Annotated in this window: 13 protein-coding genes and 1 tRNA gene; 4 read left to right on the top strand and 10 right to left on the bottom strand. The window is 61.8% G+C overall.

The window, feature by feature from the left end:
- Positions 1-61 precede the first annotated feature (61 nt).
- Positions 62-4,792, bottom strand: a complete 4,731-nt coding sequence (gene gltB / locus DZG07_RS07010) for a glutamate synthase large subunit (protein WP_091915302.1) — start codon at positions 4,790-4,792, stop codon at positions 62-64.
- Positions 4,793-5,289: 497 nt separating this feature from the next.
- Between gltB and DZG07_RS07005 the strand changes: the two genes are divergently transcribed.
- The gene (locus DZG07_RS07005; protein ID WP_119821476.1) at positions 5,290-6,339 is read left to right on the top strand and encodes a low specificity L-threonine aldolase; all 1,050 of its coding nucleotides are present in this window, start codon (positions 5,290-5,292) and stop codon (positions 6,337-6,339) included.
- A gap of 63 nt (positions 6,340-6,402) precedes the next feature.
- On the opposite strand, the gene DZG07_RS07000 is transcribed toward DZG07_RS07005, so the two are convergent.
- Positions 6,403-6,870: an Hsp20 family protein gene (locus tag DZG07_RS07000; RefSeq protein ID WP_091915306.1), complete on the bottom strand. Its 468-nt coding sequence runs from the start codon at positions 6,868-6,870 to the stop codon at positions 6,403-6,405.
- Between the two features lie 440 nt (positions 6,871-7,310).
- Between DZG07_RS07000 and DZG07_RS06995 the strand changes: the two genes are divergently transcribed.
- The gene (locus DZG07_RS06995) at positions 7,311-8,267 is read left to right on the top strand and encodes an alpha/beta hydrolase (RefSeq protein WP_119821474.1); all 957 of its coding nucleotides are present in this window, start codon (positions 7,311-7,313) and stop codon (positions 8,265-8,267) included.
- A gap of 6 nt (positions 8,268-8,273) precedes the next feature.
- On the opposite strand, the gene hisN is transcribed toward DZG07_RS06995, so the two are convergent.
- Complete coding sequence (gene hisN / locus DZG07_RS06990; protein ID WP_119815459.1) at positions 8,274-9,047, bottom strand: histidinol-phosphatase; 774 nt, start codon at positions 9,045-9,047, stop codon at positions 8,274-8,276.
- Between the two features lie 232 nt (positions 9,048-9,279).
- Positions 9,280-10,170, bottom strand: a complete 891-nt coding sequence (locus tag DZG07_RS06985) for an N-formylglutamate amidohydrolase (protein WP_162931566.1) — start codon at positions 10,168-10,170, stop codon at positions 9,280-9,282.
- 212 nt (positions 10,171-10,382) lie between these two features.
- On the opposite strand from DZG07_RS06985, the gene DZG07_RS06980 reads away from it, so the two are divergent.
- Together DZG07_RS06980 and DZG07_RS06975 are read left to right on the top strand one after the other, a co-directional pair.
- Positions 10,383-10,745, top strand: a complete 363-nt coding sequence (locus tag DZG07_RS06980) for a response regulator (protein ID WP_091915315.1) — start codon at positions 10,383-10,385, stop codon at positions 10,743-10,745.
- A 104-nt stretch (positions 10,746-10,849) separates the two neighbouring features.
- Positions 10,850-10,924: transfer RNA gene (locus tag DZG07_RS06975), tRNA-Val, on the top strand.
- A gap of 1,351 nt (positions 10,925-12,275) precedes the next feature.
- Here the strand turns inward: DZG07_RS06975 and DZG07_RS06970 are convergent.
- The 6 genes from DZG07_RS06970 to DZG07_RS06945 form a co-directional block, all read right to left on the bottom strand.
- On the bottom strand, positions 12,276-13,343 hold the full coding sequence (locus DZG07_RS06970; RefSeq protein WP_119815456.1) for an ABC transporter ATP-binding protein: 1,068 nt from the start codon (positions 13,341-13,343) through the stop codon (positions 12,276-12,278).
- A 20-nt stretch (positions 13,344-13,363) separates the two neighbouring features.
- A complete protein-coding gene (locus DZG07_RS06965; RefSeq protein WP_119815452.1) occupies positions 13,364-14,155 on the bottom strand; it encodes an ABC transporter permease in 792 nt (263 codons plus the stop codon).
- The gene (locus DZG07_RS06960) at positions 14,152-14,997 is read right to left on the bottom strand and encodes an ABC transporter permease subunit (protein WP_175544354.1); all 846 of its coding nucleotides are present in this window, start codon (positions 14,995-14,997) and stop codon (positions 14,152-14,154) included. The genes DZG07_RS06965 and DZG07_RS06960 overlap by 4 nt, the downstream gene beginning before the upstream one ends.
- A 133-nt stretch (positions 14,998-15,130) precedes the next feature.
- Complete coding sequence (locus tag DZG07_RS06955; RefSeq protein WP_091915324.1) at positions 15,131-16,237, bottom strand: ABC transporter substrate-binding protein; 1,107 nt, start codon at positions 16,235-16,237, stop codon at positions 15,131-15,133.
- A 275-nt stretch (positions 16,238-16,512) separates the two neighbouring features.
- Entirely contained in the window at positions 16,513-17,685 is a 1,173-nt protein-coding gene (locus tag DZG07_RS06950; protein WP_119815449.1) for an iron-containing alcohol dehydrogenase, read from the bottom strand.
- Between the two features lie 173 nt (positions 17,686-17,858).
- Positions 17,859-19,247: an aldehyde dehydrogenase family protein gene (locus DZG07_RS06945; protein ID WP_119815446.1), complete on the bottom strand. Its 1,389-nt coding sequence runs from the start codon at positions 19,245-19,247 to the stop codon at positions 17,859-17,861.
- Positions 19,248-19,290: the final 43 nt, after the last annotated feature.

Raw genomic sequence — 19,290 nt, 5'->3', positions numbered from 1 at the left:
GGCTCAGCCGTCCAGCCCGGACCTTCGGTCGGCCCGTTTCTGTCCGGACGGCTGACGCGGCCTATTCGGCCGCGACGCCCATCCTCATGCGCTCCATTTCGATCAGCGCGCGGCGGTACTCGACCGGCATGACTTTCCGGAATTTCGGCCGGTAGTTCGCCCAGTCGTCGAGAATAGCCTTGCCGCGTGTCGAACCGGTGAAATGCACATGGTTCGAGATGAGCTGATAGAGCCGCTCCTCGTCATGGCTGGTCATGTCGCCGGATACGTCGACGCGGCCCTTGTGGTCGAGGTCGCCGCCATGGTGAAGAAGTTTCTCCATCAGGTCGTCCTCTTCCGGAACCGGCTCCAGCTCGACCATCGCCATGTTGCAGCGCTCGGCGAAATCGCCGGCCTCGTCGAGCACATAGGCGACACCGCCCGACATGCCGGCGGCGAAGTTGCGCCCGGTCTGGCCGATGACGACGACGACACCACCGGTCATGTATTCACAGCCATGGTCACCAACGCCTTCGACAACGGTGACGGCACCCGAGTTGCGCACGGCGAAACGCTCGCCGGCGACGCCGCGGAAGTAGCATTCGCCCTCGGTCGCGCCGTAAAGCACGGTGTTGCCGACGATGATCGAATCCTCGGCGACGATCTTCGCATTCTCCGGCGGGCGGATGACGATGCGTCCGCCCGAGAGACCCTTGCCGACATAGTCGTTGCCGTCGCCAATCAGCTCGAACGAGATGCCACGCGCCAGGAACGCCCCGAAGGACTGGCCTGCCGTGCCGGTGAGCTTCACCGAGATCGTGTCGTCGCGCAGGCCCTTGTGCTTGAACCGCTTGACGACTTCGCCCGAAAGCATGGCGCCGGCCGAACGGTCGACGTTGCGGATCTCGGTCTCGATGGTGACGGCCTGACGCGATTCGAGCGCCGGCTTGGCCTGCTCGATCAACTTGCGGTCGAGAACGTCATCGATCGGATGCTTCTGACGCTCGGTCCAGTGCGTGGCTTCGGCCGGAGCGTCGGGCTTGTGGAACATGCGGGCGAAATCGAGCCCGCGCGCCTTCCAATGTTCGATCATCGCCCGCTTTTCCAGAAGATCGGTATCGCCGATGATCTGGTCGATATGGGTGTAGCCCATGGCTGCGAGCAGCTCGCGCACCTCTTCCGCGACATAGAAGAAGTAGTTGATGATGTGCTCGGGCGTGCCCTTGAAGCGCTTGCGCAGAACCGGGTCCTGCGTGGCGACGCCGACCGGGCAGGTGTTGAGATGGCACTTGCGCATCATGATGCAGCCGGCGGCAATCAGCGGCGCGGTCGAGAAGCCGAACTCGTCGGCCCCCAGCAATGCGCCGATGATGACGTCGCGGCCCGTGCGCAAGCCACCGTCGACCTGCAGGGCGACGCGCGAGCGCAACCCGTTCAGCACCAGCGTCTGGTGCGTCTCGGCAAGGCCCATTTCCCACGGGCTGCCTGCATGCTTCAGCGAGGTCAGCGGCGAAGCGCCGGTGCCGCCATCATAGCCGGAGATGGTGATGTGGTCGGCGCGCGCCTTGGCAACGCCGGCGGCAACCGTGCCGACACCGACTTCCGAGACGAGCTTGACCGACACGTCGGCCGCCGGATTGACGTTCTTCAGGTCGTAGATGAGCTGTGCCAGATCCTCGATCGAATAGATATCATGATGCGGCGGCGGCGAAATCAGGCCGACACCCGGCGTCGAGTGACGGGTCTTGGCGATCGTCGCGTCGACCTTGTGGCCGGGAAGCTGGCCGCCCTCGCCGGGCTTTGCACCCTGCGCGACCTTGATCTGCATCATGTCGGAGTTGACGAGGTATTCGGTGGTGACGCCGAACCGGCCGGAAGCAACCTGCTTGATCGCCGAACGCTCGGGGTTCGCGCCACCGCCGGGCAGCGGCAGGTAGCGGTCCGGCTCTTCGCCGCCCTCGCCGGTGTTCGACTTGCCGCCGATCCGGTTCATGGCGACGGCCAGCGTCGTATGCGCCTCGCGGCTGATCGAGCCGAAGGACATCGCCCCGGTCGAGAAGCGCTTGACGATATCGGCCGCCGGCATCACGTCGTCGAGCGAAACCGGCTTGCGGCCAGTGTCTTCCGCCAGCCTGATCTTGAACAGCCCGCGAATGCCCTGCGCGCGTGCCGTCTCGCTGTCGATCTGCGCGGAGAACTCCTTGAAGGTTTCCCACGAGCCCTTGCGCACGGCGTGCTGAAGGCTGGCCACCGCATCCGGCGACCAGATATGGGCTTCGCCGCGCATGCGGTACATATATTCGCCACCCACTTCGAGCGCATTGCGCAGCACCGGGTCGTCGCCGAAGGCATCGGCGTGGCGGCTGACCGTCTCGGTCGCGACTTCGTCCAGCCCGACGCCCTCGATGAGGGTAGCGGTGCCGGTGAAATACTGTTCCACGAAGTCCGACTTCAGTCCGATGGCATCGAAAATCTGCGCGCCGCAATAGGACTGATAGGTCGAGATGCCCATCTTGGACATGACCTTGAGGATGCCCTTGCCGATCGACTTGATATAGCGCGACACGACCTCGGAAGCGTCCACTTCCGCCGGCATGTCGCCACGCTTGTGCATGTCGAGCAGCGTATCGAAAGCAAGGTACGGGTTGATCGCCTCGGCACCGTAACCGGCCAGGCAGCAGAAGTGATGCACTTCGCGCGGCTCGCCCGATTCTACGACAAGGCCGACAGAGGTGCGCAGACCCTTGCGGATAAGGTGGTGGTGCACGGCCGCCGTCGCCAGCAGCGCCGGTATGGCGATGCGGTCCGGCCCGACCTGACGGTCGGACAGGATGATGATGTTGTAGCCGCCGGCGACTGCCGCCTCGGCACGCTCGCACAGCCGCTCGATGGCGCCCTGCATGCCGGCGGCATCCTCGGCGGAGCCATAGGTGATGTCGATCGTCTTGGTGTCGAAGCGATCCTCGGTGTGGCCGATGGAGCGGATCTTTTCCAGGTCGCCATTGGTCAGGATCGGCTGGCGCACTTCCAGCCGCTTCTTGCGCGACGAACCGACGAGATCGAAGATGTTCGGCCGCGGCCCGATGAAGGAAACCAGGCTCATCACCAGCTCCTCGCGGATCGGGTCGATCGGCGGATTGGTGACCTGGGCGAAGTTCTGCTTGAAATAGGTATAGAGCAGCTTCGACTTGTCCGACATGGCCGAAATCGGCGTGTCGGTGCCCATCGAACCAACGGCTTCCTGACCCGTCGTCGCCATCGGCGACATCAGCAGCTTGGTGTCTTCCTGCGTATAGCCAAAGGACTGCTGGCGATCGAGCAGCGAAACATCCTTGCGCAGCGCGCGCGGCTCGACCGGCTTCAGCTCTTCGAGGATAAGCTGGGTGTTGTGCAACCAGGTCTTGTAGGGATGCTTGGTCGCGATCTCGGACTTGATTTCCTCGTCCGAGATGATCCGGCCCTTTTCAAGGTCGATCAGCAGCATCTTGCCGGGCTGCAGGCGCCACTTCTTGACGATCTTCTCTTCCGGCACGGTGAACGCACCAGCTTCCGACGCCAGGATGACCCGGTCATCGTCGGTCACGACATAGCGTGCCGGACGCAGGCCATTGCGGTCCAGCGTCGCGCCGATCTGGCGGCCATCGGTGAAGGCAACGGCAGCGGGGCCGTCCCACGGCTCCATCAGGGCAGCGTGATACTCGTAGAAAGCCTTGCGGTCGGCATCCATCAGCTTGTTACCGGCCCAGGCTTCCGGGATCAGCATCATCATCGCGTGCGCCAGCTTGTAGCCACCCTGGAACAGGAACTCGAGCGCGTTGTCGAAGCAGGCGGTATCCGACTGGCCCTCATAGGAAATCGGCCACAGCTTCGAGATATTGTTGCCGAACAGCTCGCTGTCGACCGACGCCTGACGCGCCGCCATCCAGTTGTTGTTGCCGCGCACCGTATTGATCTCACCATTGTGCGCGACCATGCGGTAGGGATGCGCCAGCTTCCACGACGGGAAGGTGTTGGTCGAGAAACGCTGGTGGACAAGAACCAGCGCCGTCTCGAAACGCGGATCGGCGAGGTCCTTGTAGTAGGCACCGACCTGATAGGCGAGGAACATGCCCTTGTAGACGATCGTGCGCGCCGACAGCGATACGCAATAGGCGCCGATATCCTTGTTATCGTTCTCGGCATAGATGCGGCCAGAGATGACCTTGCGCAGCAGATAGAGCCGCGCTTCATACTCCTCGTCGTCTTCGATATCAGGCGTGCGCCCGATGAAGACCTGGCAGTGATACGGTTCGGCCGCGGCAATATCCGGCGCCTTGGAAAGCGAGGAATTGTCGACCGGCACGTCGCGGAAACCGATCAGCGGCAAACCTTCGGACTGCGCCGACTCGCGGATGACATCATAGATATGCGCGCGCAGCTCGGCGTCCTGCGGCATGAACCAGTGGCCGACGCCATACTGTCCCGGTGCCGGCAGCTCGATGTCCTGCTTGGCCATTTCTTCGCGGAAGAAACGGTCCGGAATCTGCACCAGCAGGCCGGCGCCATCGCCCATCAGCGGGTCTGCGCCCACCGCACCGCGATGCGTCAGGTTTTCGAGCATGAACAGCCCGTCCTTGACGATCTGATGCGACTTCACGCCCTTCATGTTGGCGATGAAGCCGACGCCGCAGGCATCGTGCTCGTTGCGCGGATCGTAGAGTCCCTGCGCGGCCATGCCATTGGGAGTTCGCAAGGGCGCGCGTTTGACGGCAACGGCTTTCGTCTGCGCGGGCGCCTGGAATTGCGTCGTCACAGATGTCGTCATGTCCGTCATCGTCCTTCCCTTCCGTTTCCAGCCCTTTCGGGCGTCTCTCCATTGTCTGGCAGCCGTAGCGGCACATCCATCAAATCGCCTGCACGTCTTGTCGAATTTCCGCGGAAAAGCATACTGCCCGGGCGGTATACAGTCCTTGGGGTGCGCGAGTCACTGCCACTTTCGCGGCATTCCCGGCACCGGTCGCAGTGATAGCCGGACAGGCGTCGATCATACGCCAAATCCGGCACACATTGCGCAGATAAAATAAGACAGCACTACTGTCCTAATTTTCTTATTGCAGAATTTTTCGAACCGCACAAGACGGATTCACAAAAAAACGGCGCAAACCGCGAAAGAATCTTTCAACGGCCCGCAATCCTGCGAAACTTTCAGCCGTTTCGCTCTCCTGGTCAATTTTTGGGCTGCAACGGATTTTTCCGGTCTGGCCCTTGATGCCAGGCACCAAAACCGGCCAAGGTCCGCGCACTTTCAATGCTATCCTGCGGAACCGAAACATGTTTTTTGCCTCAGACAATTGGGCCGGCGCCCATCCCAAGATCGCCGCCTCGCTTTCCACGCACGCGTCCGGTTTCAGCACCGCCTATGGTGATGGCGATCTCGACCGCGCCGTCTACGAAAAATTCAGCGAAATTTTCGAGCGCGAAGCCGCTGTCTTCTTCGTCGCCACCGGAACGGCAGCGAATTCGCTGTCACTGGCGGCCTACAACCGCCCCGGCGGCGTCTCCTTCTGCCACCGCGAAGCGCATGTAATGGAAGATGAATGCGGCGCGCCGGAGTATTTTTCCGGCGGCGCCCGCCTGCGCGCCGTCGATGGGCCGCTCGGACGAATGAACCCCGGCAATCTTGAAAAGGCGATTTCCCATTTCGAACCGGAATTCGTCCATGCCGGCCAGCCGATCGCCGTGTCGATCACGCAAGCCACCGAAGTCGGCACCGTGTACAGCCTGGCCGAAATCGACGCGATCTCGGCCGTCGCCAAGAAGCGCAACCTGCCGCTTCACATGGACGGCGCACGCTTCGCCAACGCGCTGGCATCGCTTGAGACGACGCCCGCCGAGATGACCTGGAAGCGTGGCGTCGATATCGTTTCCTTCGGCGGCACCAAGAATGGCTGCTGGTGCGCCGAAGCAGTCGTGCTGTTCGACACCGGCATGGCCCGGGAACTCGGCTTCCTGCGCAAGCGCGCCGCCCAGCTTTTTTCGAAGTCGCGCTTCATCGCTGCCCAGTTCGACGCCTATTTCACGGACGACCTCTGGCTCGAAACGGCCCGTCACTCCAACGCCATGGCCGCGCGTCTGGGCAAGGTCATCGAAGCATCAAGCAATGACCGTCTCGGCTGGCAGCCACAGGCCAACGAGGTTTTCGCAATCATGAGCAAGGACACGATCAAAGCGGCGACCGACGCAGGCGCGGTCTTTTTTCCCTGGAACGCGCCGCACGGCTTTGCCGAGCGAATCGACGAAAACGAAACGCTATGCCGCTTCGTCACCAGCTTTGCGACAACGGCTGACGATGTCGATCGATTCGGCGATTTGATCGCATAGCTAAGCTGAACAAAAAAGCGGCGCCCGAAGGCGCCGCTTTTCGCTCGGGAGGAGCGTACTGAATTAGTTTGTCTTGGCTTCGATCTGCTTGGCGGATTTGTCCGACGGAGCCGAAATCGCAATCTTGCGCGGCTTGAGCTCTTCGGGAATGGTCCGCTTGAGATCGATGTGCAGCAGGCCGTTCTTCAGATTGGCGCCGGTGACATCGACATGGTCGGCAAGCTGGAAGCGGCGCTCGAAAGCGCGCGAGGCAATGCCGCGATAAAGCAGCTCGGAGCCTTCGCCAGTGCCCTCGTCCTTGCGCTCACCCTTGATGCTCAAGACGTTGCGATGGGCTTCGATGGCGATATCGCTATCGGAAAAACCCGCTACCGCCATGGAGATGCGATAGGAATCCTCGCCGGTCCGTTCGATGTTGTAGGGCGGATAGGTCTGCGCGCCTTCCGGCTGGGCAAGGGAATCGAGCATCGTGAAAAGTCGGTCGAAGCCGACGGTAGAGCGATAGAGCGGGGAAAAATCAACATGACGCATGGTTCTGTTCTCCAGTTGAGCAACATTGTTCGCGTGTGACCTGTCTTACCCATGATGGCGTTTCGGCGTGATCAGCGGCCCCATTCATTGGCGACCGCAAGAAGTCATTTGGGTGCCCCCTCCAGCCATTTCAAGGGTTTTTCCAATGCGAAAAATCCGCGTTGATGAACGCAGGATGAACCGGTGCTTCGGTTAGCGTTCAGAAGCGCCCTGCTAGATTGGCCTCAATGTGAAAGTTAGCGGTGCGTATCCTGCCGCGACGGGGCCGAGCCGGGTGTAACGTCCCTTCCACTCGGATCGACAAAGGCCGGAAGTCAGTGAAAGCTGCTTCCGGCCTTGCTTCTTTACGACCGCCTGCGGTCTAAATTTGTTTGCATTTCATCGCTACGCTTTTATCAGGTTCAGGGCCGGCCTTCGGCGCGAATGAGAACAAGCCGAAGATGACGGACTATTTCTACGACATCCCCGGAAACCCGAAGCCTGAAAGGGCGACCTCCGGCTACATCACCGCCTTCGACCAGAAAAAGCTGCGCTATGCGCTTTTCCCGGCAACGTCGCGTCCGCTCAAGGGCACGGTCATAATCCTGCCCGGCCGCAACGAGTGCATCGAGAAATACTTCGAAACGGCCCGCGATCTTGCGGCACGCGGCCTGGGGTCGGCGAGCCTGGACTGGCGCGGCCAGGGTGCTTCCGATCGGCTGATTCGCGATGCAGGCCGCGGCCATGTCCGCGGCTTCCTCGACTACACCCGCGATCTCGAGCAGTTCTTTGCCGAGATCGTACTGCCCGATTGCCGCGGCCCCTACTACATCCTTGCCCATTCGATGGGGGCGCTGATCGCGCTTCTGGGCACGCCGGCGATGGTCAACCGCGTCCGGCGAATGGTGCTGATCGCTCCGTTTTTCGCCTTGCACAAGTCACCGCTGTCGATGCCCGCGATCAGGCGCATGGGCAACGCGCTTTATTACAGCGGCCTCGGCAAATTGTATGTCTCGGGCGGACGTCAGGGCCAGGTCGAGCCCTTCGCCACAAACAAGCTTACGACCGATCCTGCCCGCTACCGGCGCAATTGCCTGCTCTACGAGACCTATCCACATCTGGGCCTCGGCGGCCCCACCGTCGCCTGGATTCGCGCAGCGGCCAAAGCCAGTGCGATCGTGCAGAGCCCGGAATTCATGGCAAAGGTCCAGATCCCGACGCTCTTCATCGTCGCCGGCGCTGACGAAGTCGTCTCGAACCGCGCGATCGAGGACTATTCCAGACGCCTGCGCGTCGGCTCGCTGCTGACCATCGACGGTGCCCGCCACGAAATTCTTCAGGAAGCCGATATCTACCGCGAACAGTTCCTCGCCGCCTTCGACGCCTTCATTCCCGGCAGCGACGCGCCGGTGGTTTAGCGCCGATCAGCCGTTAAGAATTTCCATCGCCGCCGCATGAAGCTCCGGCGTGGCCGACGCCAGTATGTCGCCGCCCTTTTCCGCCGGTCCCCCGCTGAAGGTGGTGACCACGCCGCCCGCCTTCTCGATGATCGGGATCAGCGCGACGATGTCATAAGGCTGCAGGCCGGGATCGGCGACGATATCAGCATTGCCGGAGGCCACCATGGCAAAGGCGTAGCAGTCGGTGCCGTAGCGGGCGAGCCGAACCTGGCTTTCCAGCCGGTCGTAGAGCTTGCGTTTTTCACCCTTGAACAGCGCCGGCGTGGTGGTGAACAGCGTTGCGTCGGCCAGTGACGTCGTCTTGCGGGTCGAGAGTTTTCGCGAACCTCCCGGACCTTCGTAATGCGAGCCCGACGCGTTGGCGTAGTACAATTCGCCGGTGAAAGGCTGGGACATCAAGCCGGCAACCGAGTCGCCGTCGACGGTCAGTCCGACCAGAGTCCCCCACACCGGAAGGCCGGAAATATAGGCCCGTGTGCCGTCGATAGGATCAATCACCCAGACGTGACTGCTCGAAGCGTTCTCGATGCCGTGTTCCTCGCCGAGAATGCCGTGGTCCGGAAATTCGGCGTTGATCAGCGCGCGAATGGCGCGCTCGGCCTCGCGATCGGCCTCGGTCACCGGATCGAACCCGCCGGAAAGCTTATTGGAAACAGCACCTTGCTGGCGGAAGCGCGGCAATGTCTCGGCCGCTGCGGCTTCCGCGATACGCCGCATGAACTGAACGGTGACGGGCAATCGTATCTCTCCGATGTTGCGTGAATGGCACAGCTGTTTCCGAACGGGGAATTGCCACATCACTCTGAATTAAAAAAGCATAAAGTCGCTTGACATTTGTGCAGCGCACAATAACTTTGTTCACAGACGGGTTCGCCTGTCTATGCCCTCCTTGGGCGTTTCCTCCCTAGACTTCGACCGCGTTGTGCGAACAGCGCGGTTTTTTTTGAGAGGCCGCCGCAGGCGTTCGAAATTATTCGGCGGCAAGCGGCAGATCGCCGATATCGCTGTCCGGGATGGCCATCAGGTCGGCGCAGAACCGCGTCAGGTCGTCGGCCAGCGCATCGAAGCCCGAAGACTTCTGGAACGTCCTTTCATTCATATAGAGGCCGCGGTTGATCTCGATCTGCAGGGCGTGAAGATTGCGCGCCGGGCGACCGTAATGTTCGGTAATAAAGCCGCCGGCATAGGGCTTGTTGTGGGCGACCGTATAGCCCATGGCGATCAGCAGCCCGATGGCATTTTCAGTCAGCGCACGCGAAGCCGAGACGCCGAACCGGTCGCCGATGATGAAATCCGGACGCATGCCGTTTTCACCGATGCGGATGCTGGCCGGCATCGAATGGCAGTCGATCAGAACGCCAAAACCGAAGCGCGCATGGGTGCCGGTCACCAGCCGCTTCAGCATCGCGTGATAAGGCTTGTACACCGCCTCGATGCGCGCGAGCGCCTCGGCGAGCGGCAGGCGGCTGGGATAAATGTCGAGCCCCTCGCCCACCAGCTTCGGCACGGTGCCGAGACCGCCGGCGACACGCGCCGAGCGAATGTTGGCAAACGACGGCACCGGCTCGACGAACATGCGCGGGTCGAGTTCCCAGGGCTCGCGGTTCACGTCGAGATAGGCGCGCGGAAAATTGGCTGCCAGCAGCGGCGCGCCAAGAGCTACCGCCCCGCCAAACAACTCGTCGACATAGCAATCTTCGGAGCGGCGGATGGCATTGCCGTCGAGCCGCGTCATGGCCAGGAAACGCTCGGGATAGTGACGGCCGCTGTGGGGAGAGTTGAAGACGAACGGAACCCGCTGCTCGGCGCTGGTGCGAACCTCGAACGGTGCGACCACCGAGAAATCATCGGCCGCTGTCATGAACTCTGTCCAACCCGCAAAACCCACTGCATCATGATCATGAACGTGCCATCTGCCAGGCATTCTGTCCAGCGCCTCGCTGGTTGACGGTATGTCAGCATATGGCGATGGATATCGACATTCACTTGATGTTTACCCTCCAAGCTTCATATACAGAATGGTTAACGGAGCCGCATTATTGCGGTTTCCTGAAGTGATTCGGACGGGACACGATGGCACGCATTCTTCTGGCGGAAGACGACGACGATATGCGTCGATTTCTGGTTAAGGCGCTGGAGCGCGCCGGTTATGACGTCAGCGATTTCGACAATGGCGCCAGCGCCTATGAGCGGCTGCGCGAAGAGCCCTTTTCGCTCCTCCTGACCGACATCGTCATGCCGGAAATGGACGGCATCGAACTCGCCCGCCGCGCCACCGAGATCGACCCGGACCTGAAGGTCATGTTCATCACCGGCTTTGCCGCCGTTGCGCTGAACCCCGATTCCAAGGCGCCCAAGGACGCCAAGGTGCTTTCCAAGCCGTTCCATCTGCGCGATCTCGTCAACGAGGTCGAGAAAATGCTGCACGCCGCCTGAGCGGCTTTTTGGCCACCGGGAAAGATAACTGTAAAAGGCTGATCTTTCCCAATTCCCACTATTGACGCGCCTGTCAATTGTGTGGTGTATGCGCGGCGTCGGATGGGCGTGTAGCTCAGCGGGAGAGCACTGCATTGACATTGCAGGGGTCACAGGTTCAATCCCTGTCACGCCCACCATCCTTTCAAAAACTTGGCTGATTAAGCGTTCGCCGCCGTATGGATACCCTATGGGTATTGTCGGAGGATCGGGCTTCGACGATCTGATGTTGGTTGCTTTGGCGCCATGTCGCGATCACCTCTCCCCCTTGAGGGGGTGAGAAGCGGTCGCCGAAGGCGATCAATCGACAACGATTTGTCGATTGAAGCGACGAACGCCCGAAGCGTAAGCGTAGGGCCGGGCGGGGTCGTTGCGGCAGTGCTCGACGTTCTTTTTGCGGTAGAGCGCTGCCGCAGCGACCCCCTCTGGCGCTTCGCGCTATCTCCCCCTCGAGGGGGGAGAAAACGCTGGCGCGTTTTCATCATAGCCACGCCCGGTTTTCACCGTCTGGCCATTGTCAAAGATCGGGAAGCGGGGCGCTTGGCCGTGCCTTCCTATGTTTAGTACGTGGCGCGACTTCCGCGCCCCGCTCGGTGTCTGTCCCGAAGTTGGCCGGTCACAACGCCCGCTCCATGTACATTCCATGGACAAGACGCCGCGGGTTCTCCGCATCCTGCGCGATCTACCCTTGATCCTTCCGCCGCAAGCTTGTCGCCTGCAGCTTCCAGCCAGGGCATGCGGCCGCAGGACGCCGGCCTGTGTCGGGCCCTCGGGTTCCTGGCTACCACACCAGGGCGGGAGGTCACCGCCGCTCTCCCCGATCCCGGTTCCAGAACCCGGTCCCGCAAGAGCGATGGGGGGATTATGCGGGAGATGTTTTGGGGTGGGGAAAGATTGGGGGTGAAAAAATGTGTGGGGTGAGTGGAAACAATGGGTTGGCGGGAAATCGGGTGAAAATCTTTCCCCACAGTTTCCGCTGGTTTCAGCTACGGCAGTTCTGCACCGCAGTGAACTTCATTGATGTTCCGGCATGGATTCCCGACACTCTCCGCTCGTTCCTCGCTCACGAGGTCGAGAATGACGAATTGCATTTGGGGCTTGTCGCTAATCTTCGCCCTTGGTGATTTGCCAACACGGCAGCTAAGAATCGCTGCCGATCTCGGACCATTTGCGGGCGAGGCAACCAACAAGCTCCGCGCATCTCCGACGTCAGCGGCTTGCCGCTGGGCAAACAACACACTCGTCATTCTCGACCTCGTGAGCGAGGAACGAGCGGAGAGTGTCGGGAATCCATGCCGGAACGGAGAAGCGTTTCGACGGTACAGAATGCGCGTCAATATCAGGACGGGGCCGCGCCTGACGATGCGCTGACCAATGGGTCCCGGATAACCTCCGCTTCGCTGCGGTTTCCGGGATGACGAACGGCATGTTCTGCCTACGCCGACCTTCAGCACCGGCACATGGCAGTCACGTCACCACCCGCGCCCTGCCCTAATGCAGCACCAGAACATCCCCGGCGGAGAAGCTGATTTCGGTCTCTTCGCCGACGACTGGCGGCGGGCTCGTCGGGCTGTTGAAGGTGTCGAGCGACACGGCGTTCTTGCCGACGCCGACCCGCACGCGGATGACCGAGCCCAAGAAGCTGACATCGGAAATCTTGCCGCCGAGGCTGGAATCCCGGCCGGCCTGTTTCCCCAGCACGATGGCTTCGGGGCGCAGCGCGAGCGACAGCGTGTCGCCGGCCTTGGCGCCGTTCAGCGCGCCCTTCTTCAGCGTGATTTCGCGATCGTTGACGCGCACCGTCGCCGTCGCCGGATTGGACACGACGCCGTCCAGCACGTTCAGCGTGCCGACGAAATTGGCGACGAACTTCGTCGACGGGCGATTGTAGATCTCGAAGGGCGTGCCGACCTGTTCGGCGCGGCCGTCATACATGACGACGATGCGGTCCGACATCGACAGCGCCTCTTCCTGGTCGTGCGTGACGAAGATGGTGGTGATGCCGAGCTTCTTCTGGATGGAACGGATTTCCTCGCGCAGCGACACGCGCACCTTGGCGTCCAGCGCCGACAGCGGCTCGTCGAGCAGCAGGAGCTTGGGCTTGGGCGCCAGTGCGCGGGCGAGTGCGACGCGCTGCTGCTGGCCGCCGGAGAGCTGGTAGGGATAGCGTTCGCCGAAATCCGGCAGCTTGATGATGGCAAGCATTTCGGCGACGCGCGCGTCGGCTTCGGCCTTGGGCATGCCGGCGACCTTGAGCCCGAAGGCGACATTCTGCGCCACGGTCAGGTTGGGGAACAGCGCATAGGCCTGGAACACCATGCCGATGTTGCGCTGGTTGGGCTTGAGGTTGGTGACATCCTTGCCGCCGATCATGATGCGGCCGGCGCTCGGCTCCTCGAAGCCCGCCACCATGCGCAGCATCGTCGTCTTGCCGCAGCCGGAGGGGCCGAGGAAGGAAATGAATTCGCCGCGATCCACGTCGAGGTTGAAATCGGTCACCACCGTGGTCTGGCCGAAAGCCTTGCGGACACCCTGGATGCTGAGAAATGTTTCGGACATGTGCGTCGTTTTCTTTCAGCTCAATTCGGGTTGTTTGCCGACTTCGGCGCGAAGCGGGACAGGACCTGTATGACCGACATGCAGCCCCATGTGATGGCGAAGGCGATGACAGCGAGTGCTGCCGGCTCATAGGCCCGGTTCGCGCCAATGTTCTGCAGATACGGGCCGAAGGCAGGCCGGTTGAGCAGGCTTGCCATGGTAAACTCGCCGATGACGATTGCAAAGGTGAGGAACGCGCCCGACAGCACCGCGATCAGCACATTGGGCAGGATGATGCGGGCGATGATCGTCGTCCAGCCGGCGCCGTGAACCTGCGCGGCCTCGGTCAGCGTGCGCACGTCGATGGTTCGCAGGCCGGTATCGACCGCGCGGTACATGTAGGGCAGCGCCAGCGTGGCATAGCCGATGATGAGCAGGAGGTCGGTGCCGCGCGTCGAACCCAGGAACGGTATCGGCGAGTTCGAGCCATACATGCGGATATAGCCGAAGACGATGACGATGGCCGGGATGATCAGCGGCAGCAGCGTGATGAACTCGACCACCGGCCGAAGATGCGGCATGCGCAGCCTGATCCAGTAGGCGGTCGGCACCACCAGCACCACACCGAGAATGATGGTGAAGCAGGCGATGATGACCGAATAGCCAAAGGTTTCCTGGAAACGGATATCGCCCAGAACGACCCTGTAGGCGTCGAAGGAATATTCGCCGCGCCGCATGCGCAGGGAGAATTCCAGCGTCGCGATCAGCGGGATGAAGAAATAGGCGGCACCGACGATGAAGGTCGCCCACGCCCAGAAGCGGCTTACCTTCATTTGAGCCACCTCTCGCTGCGGGTTCGGAACCAGATGTAGAAGATGTTGGCGAGCCCGGTGATGAAGATCATGCCGAAGGCCAGCGCATAGCCGAGATGCGGATTGTGCAGCACGTCGCCGCGGATCTGCGCATAGAGCAGGATCGGCACGATGTTGAGCGACGAGCCGGTCAGCGCATAGGCGGTGGCGATGGCGCCGAACGCATTGGCGAAGAGCAGGATGACAGTGCCGAGGAAGCTCGGCCACAAAACCGGAATGGCGACCATGCGCCAATACTGGAACTGGGTGGCGCCAAGCGTGGAGGCAGCCTCGCCCCATTCCTTTTTCAGGCCGTCGATCGCCGGCGTGATGATGACCACCATCAGCGGGATCTGGAAGAACAGATAGGTCAGCGTCAGGCCCCAGAAGGACAGGATGTTGAAGCCGAGCGCGTAGATGTTGATGCCGAGCACGTCGCGCAGCAGGATCGTGACCAGGCCGAGCCGGCCGAGGGTGGCAAGGAAGGCGAAGGCCAGAGGTACGCCGGCAAAGTTCGAGGCGACGCCCGAAAACGTCATGGTGGCGGAGCGCACCCAGCGCGGCAGACCGCCGCGCACGATGGCAATCGAAATGGCGATGCCGATCAGCGCGCCGAGGATGGCCGAAGCAAAGCTCACCTTGATGGAAATCCAGTAGGCGGCGAGGATCGACGGCTGGAACAGCGAAGCGATATTTTCGAAGGTGAACTGGCCCTGATCGTTCTGGAAGGCCCCGACGACCAGATAGAAGGTCGGCAGGATCAGGAACATCAGCGCGAAGATGAAGAATGGCGCGACGCCCAGCCAATGAAGCGGCAGCCGCATGCCGCGCGCCTGCGCGGGCGGCCCGGATTGCCGGGCTGCTGCGGGATCGGAAATGGTGGCGTCGGTCATGCAGCGGAACCCTGGAAGGGAAACCGGGCGGCCATTGCGGCCACCCGGCAGTACATTTCAAAGCTTACTGGACGTTGGCGCCGACGACCGAATCCCAGCTCTTGGTGATGGCTTCCTTGGAGGCAGCCTGTTCGTCCAGCGTCGGGAAGACGGCGGCTTCATAGGCGGCTGCCGGCGGCAGCTTGTCGAGCAGATCCTTCGGGATCGCGCCCTTCTTGGCGAGATCGTTGAAGCGGATCGGGTGGCAATAGCCCTTCAGCCAGCCGAGCTGACCTTCGTCGGAGTAGAGATATTCCATCCACAGCTTGGCGGCGTTCGGGTGCGGCGCGTAGGCGCTGATCGCCTGGACATAGACGCCGGCAACGACGCCGGTCTTCGGCACGATGACTTCGACCGGCGGGTTGCCGTTCAGCGTGTCGCGGCCCGCAAGGGCGTTGTAGTCCCAGGTGATGAGGATCGGGGTCTGGCCCTGCGCGAGCGTGGCCGACTTGCCGATGACCGGAACGAAGTTGCCCTTGGCGTTGAGTTCCTTGAAGAACTCGAGGCCGGCTTCACCTGCCTTGGCGCCGGCTTCCGCACCCTTGGACAGGCCGGCAGCGTAGACGCCCTGGATGGCCTGGTTGGAGGCGCGCGGATCACCCGCGAGTGCAACCGAGTTGGCAAATTCCGGCTTCAGCAGATCGGCCCAGTCGGCCGGGGCTTCCTTGACGAGGTCCTTGTTCACCTCGAAGGCGAGCACGCCGTAATAATCGCCGTACCAGTAGCCTTCGGCATCCTTGGCGCTGTCGGGGATCGAATCCCAGGTCGAGACCTTGTAGGGCTGGATCAGGCCGTCGGCCTTGGCCTGCGGGCCGTAGGAGAGGCCGACGTCGATGACGTCAGGCGCCTGCGGGCCCTTGTTGTCCTTGTTCGCCTTGATTGCCTCGACCTCGTCGCTGGAGCCGGCGTCGGGGTTGAGTTCGTTGACGGTGATTTCCGGATATTTCGCCTTGAAGCCGGCAATGACGGCGCCATAGCCGCACCAGTCATGCGGCAGCGCGATCGTGGTAAGCTGGCCTTCCTTCTTGGCCGCGGCGACCAGCTCGTCCATCGACTGTGCCGAGGCGATCGCCGACGTCACCATCAGTGACGCAGCGGTAAGGGAAAGCACTTTTCCCGTGAAACTGAACATGTGTTCTCTCCGTTGAACTGACGCCCAAGCGCGCCTGTGATGCGGTTACCGATACTCGATGACAGTCGTGTGAAAAGTAATGCCTCCCGACCCGTCCGCGATCTAAAAATCTAACTACTTTTACAAAGGGCTGGCAATCGCCGGCGTTCGTTTTCCGGCTAATGATTTCGATTGGTGTCTCCCCGTCTTTCGTTCTCCTTTCCTTATTCGACGAAGGCTGTTCCAGCCCCGCCCTGTCATGTCGCAAGACGACGGGGCGGGGCCGGTAATGTCTCTCAGAGCGTGCCTTCGATAGCGCTTTCGAGCAGTGTCAGTGCTGCCTTCTTCGTCAGCTTGACCGGGTTGCCGCCGGCGGTCGGATCGACGATCGCCATGTCGGCGATCAGGGTCTTGCGTTTCCTGTCCATGTCGAGGCCCTTGATGAGACCCGGCAGCGTGTTCGGAACCTTCAGTTCCTTGCGCAACTTGATGACAGCCTTGGCAAAACCGTCGAAGCCGCCCTTGATGCCGCAATAGGCGGCAAGGCGGGCGATCTTCTCCTCGACCGCGTCGCGGTTGAAGGCGAGCACATAGGGCATGAAGACGGCGTTGGTCATGCCGTGATGGGTGTCGTAGAGTGCGCCGATTGGATGCGACAGCGAATGGATCGCGCCGAGGCCCTTCTGGAAGGCGGCAGCGCCCATGGCGGCAGCACTCATCATATGGGCGCGCGCGGTGAGATCCTTGCCGTTGGCAAAGGCTTTCGGCAGGTTTTCAAAGACCAGCCGGATGCCCTCGACGGCAATGCCGTCAGCCATGGGGTGATAGCCCGGAGCGCAGTAGGCTTCGAGGCAGTGGGCAAGCGCGTCCATGCCGGTGCCGGCGGTGATGAAAGCCGGCATGCCGACCGTCAGTTCAGGATCGGCGATGACGATTTCCGGCAGCATCTTCGGATGGAAGATGACCTTCTTGGTGTGGGTTTCCTCGTTGGTCACCACCGCGGCGCGGCCGACTTCCGAACCGGTGCCGGCAGTGGTCGGAACGGCGATGATCGGTACGATGACGTCGGAATTCGCCCGCGTCCACCAGTCGCCGACATCTTCGAAATCCCAGACCGGGCGGGTCTGGCCTGCCTGGAAGGCGATGAGCTTGCCGAGGTCGAGGCCCGAACCGCCGCCGAAGGCGATGACGCCGTCATGCTTGCCCTTCTTGAACACGGCGATGCCGGCGGTGAGGTTCGATTCCACCGGGTTCGGCTTGACGTCGGAAAAGACGCCATAGGGGATTTTCGCATCGTCGAGCAGCTTCAGCGTCTTGGCCACGACCGGCAGCTTGGCCAGCCCCGGATCGGTGACGAAGAGCGGCCGCTTGATGCCGGTCGCAGCCAACACCTCCGGCAGTTCCGAGATGCGCCCCGCGCCGAAGCGGACGACAGTGGGGTAGTTCCATTTGGAGATGAGTTTGGTCATTGGGGTATCTTTCACTGAGCAACTGCGTCATCCCGGAAGTCGATCGTAGCGAAGCGGAGAGCGGCTATCCGGGACCCATTCCGTGACATCAACTATGTTCCGGAATGGGTCCCGGCTCTCCTTCGCTAAGCTCGGTCGGCCGGGATGACGCCAATGGAAATACAACGCGTCACCTAAATAGCTTCGCGCAGATGATAGCTCTTCGGCCTCGTCAGGTTGTCGTAGCCGATCTGCGACAGGCCGGCGCCCTTGCCGGTGTCCTTGACGCCGGTCCAGACGAGCGCCGGGTCGAGATAGTCGCAGCGGTTCATGAATACGGTGCCTGTCTCGACCCGGTCGCCGATGGCGATGGCGCGGTCGGTGTCGGCGGTCCAGATCGAGGCGGTGAGGCCGTAGGGGCTGTCGTTCATCAGCGCGATGGCGTCCTCGTCGCCGCGCACCTTCATGATGCCGACGATGGGACCAAAGCTTTCCTCGCGCATGACGCTCATCTGGTGGTCGACATTGGTCAGCACTTCCGGCGCCAGATAGGGCGAGCCGGCCTTGTCCTGATCGACCTTCATGTTGATGTGTGCCGTCGCGCCCTTGCGCAGGGCTTCCGCCTTCTGCTCGCGAATGAAGTCGGCAAAGCGTGCCTGCGCCATCGGCCCCATCGTGGTCGCCTGTTCCAGCGGATTGCCGACGACATAGTTCTTCGTCTCGGCGATGAAGCCCTCGACGAAATCGTCATAGACCTTTTCGTGGACATAGACGCGCTCGATGCCGCAGCAGCACTGGCCGGAATTGTAGAAGGCGCCGTCGACCAGATTGGCGATGGCATGGTCGAGCTTGGCATCGGGCAGGACATAGGCCGGGTCCTTGCCGCCGAGTTCGAGGCCGAGCGTCATGAAAGTGCCGGCCGCCGCCTTCTCGATCGCCTTGCCGCCGGCAACCGAACCGGTGAAATTGACATGATCGATCTTGCCCGAGCCGAGAAGCTTTTCGGTCTGGGCGTGGTTGAGCACGATGTTCTGGAACACGCCCTTGGGCAGGCCGGCCTTTTCGAAAGCCTGGGCAAAACGCTCGCCGACGAGGATCGTTTGCGCAGCGTGCTTGAGGATGACGGTGGAGCCCGCCATCAGCGCTGGAACGATGGTGTTGACGGCGGTGAGATAGGGATAGTTCCACGGCGCAACGACCATGACGACGCCGAGCGGCTCCTTCTTCACGTAGCGGCGGAAACCGTCTTTCGGATTGGAGGCCATCACCGGCTTCAAAGCCTGCTCGGCGATCTCGACCATGTAGTTGGTGCGTTCCCTGACGCCGCCGAACTCGCCGCCATAGCGGACGGGGCGGCCCATCTGCCAGGCGATCTCCGGCACGATCTCGTCGCTCATGGCGACCAGCGCCTCAAGCATGGCCAGCATGTATTTGCCGCGCTCGGCAATCGAGGTCTGCGCCCAGTCGACCTGCGCAGCACGCGCGCGTTCAACGGCAGCGTTGACAGCCTGATCGGTCGCGATGGGCCGCTCGACATAGATCGAGCCATCGATGGGGGTAATGAGTTTTACGGTTTCCAAGATGGGTAACTCCGATGAATTCCATTTGCGAGCTATGCCCGCGATT

The sequence above is a fragment of the Mesorhizobium sp. DCY119 genome (assembly GCF_003590645.1).
Classification (GTDB): Bacteria; Pseudomonadota; Alphaproteobacteria; order Rhizobiales; family Rhizobiaceae; genus Mesorhizobium_M.
This window is presented reverse-complemented; position numbering and strand designations above follow the sequence as displayed.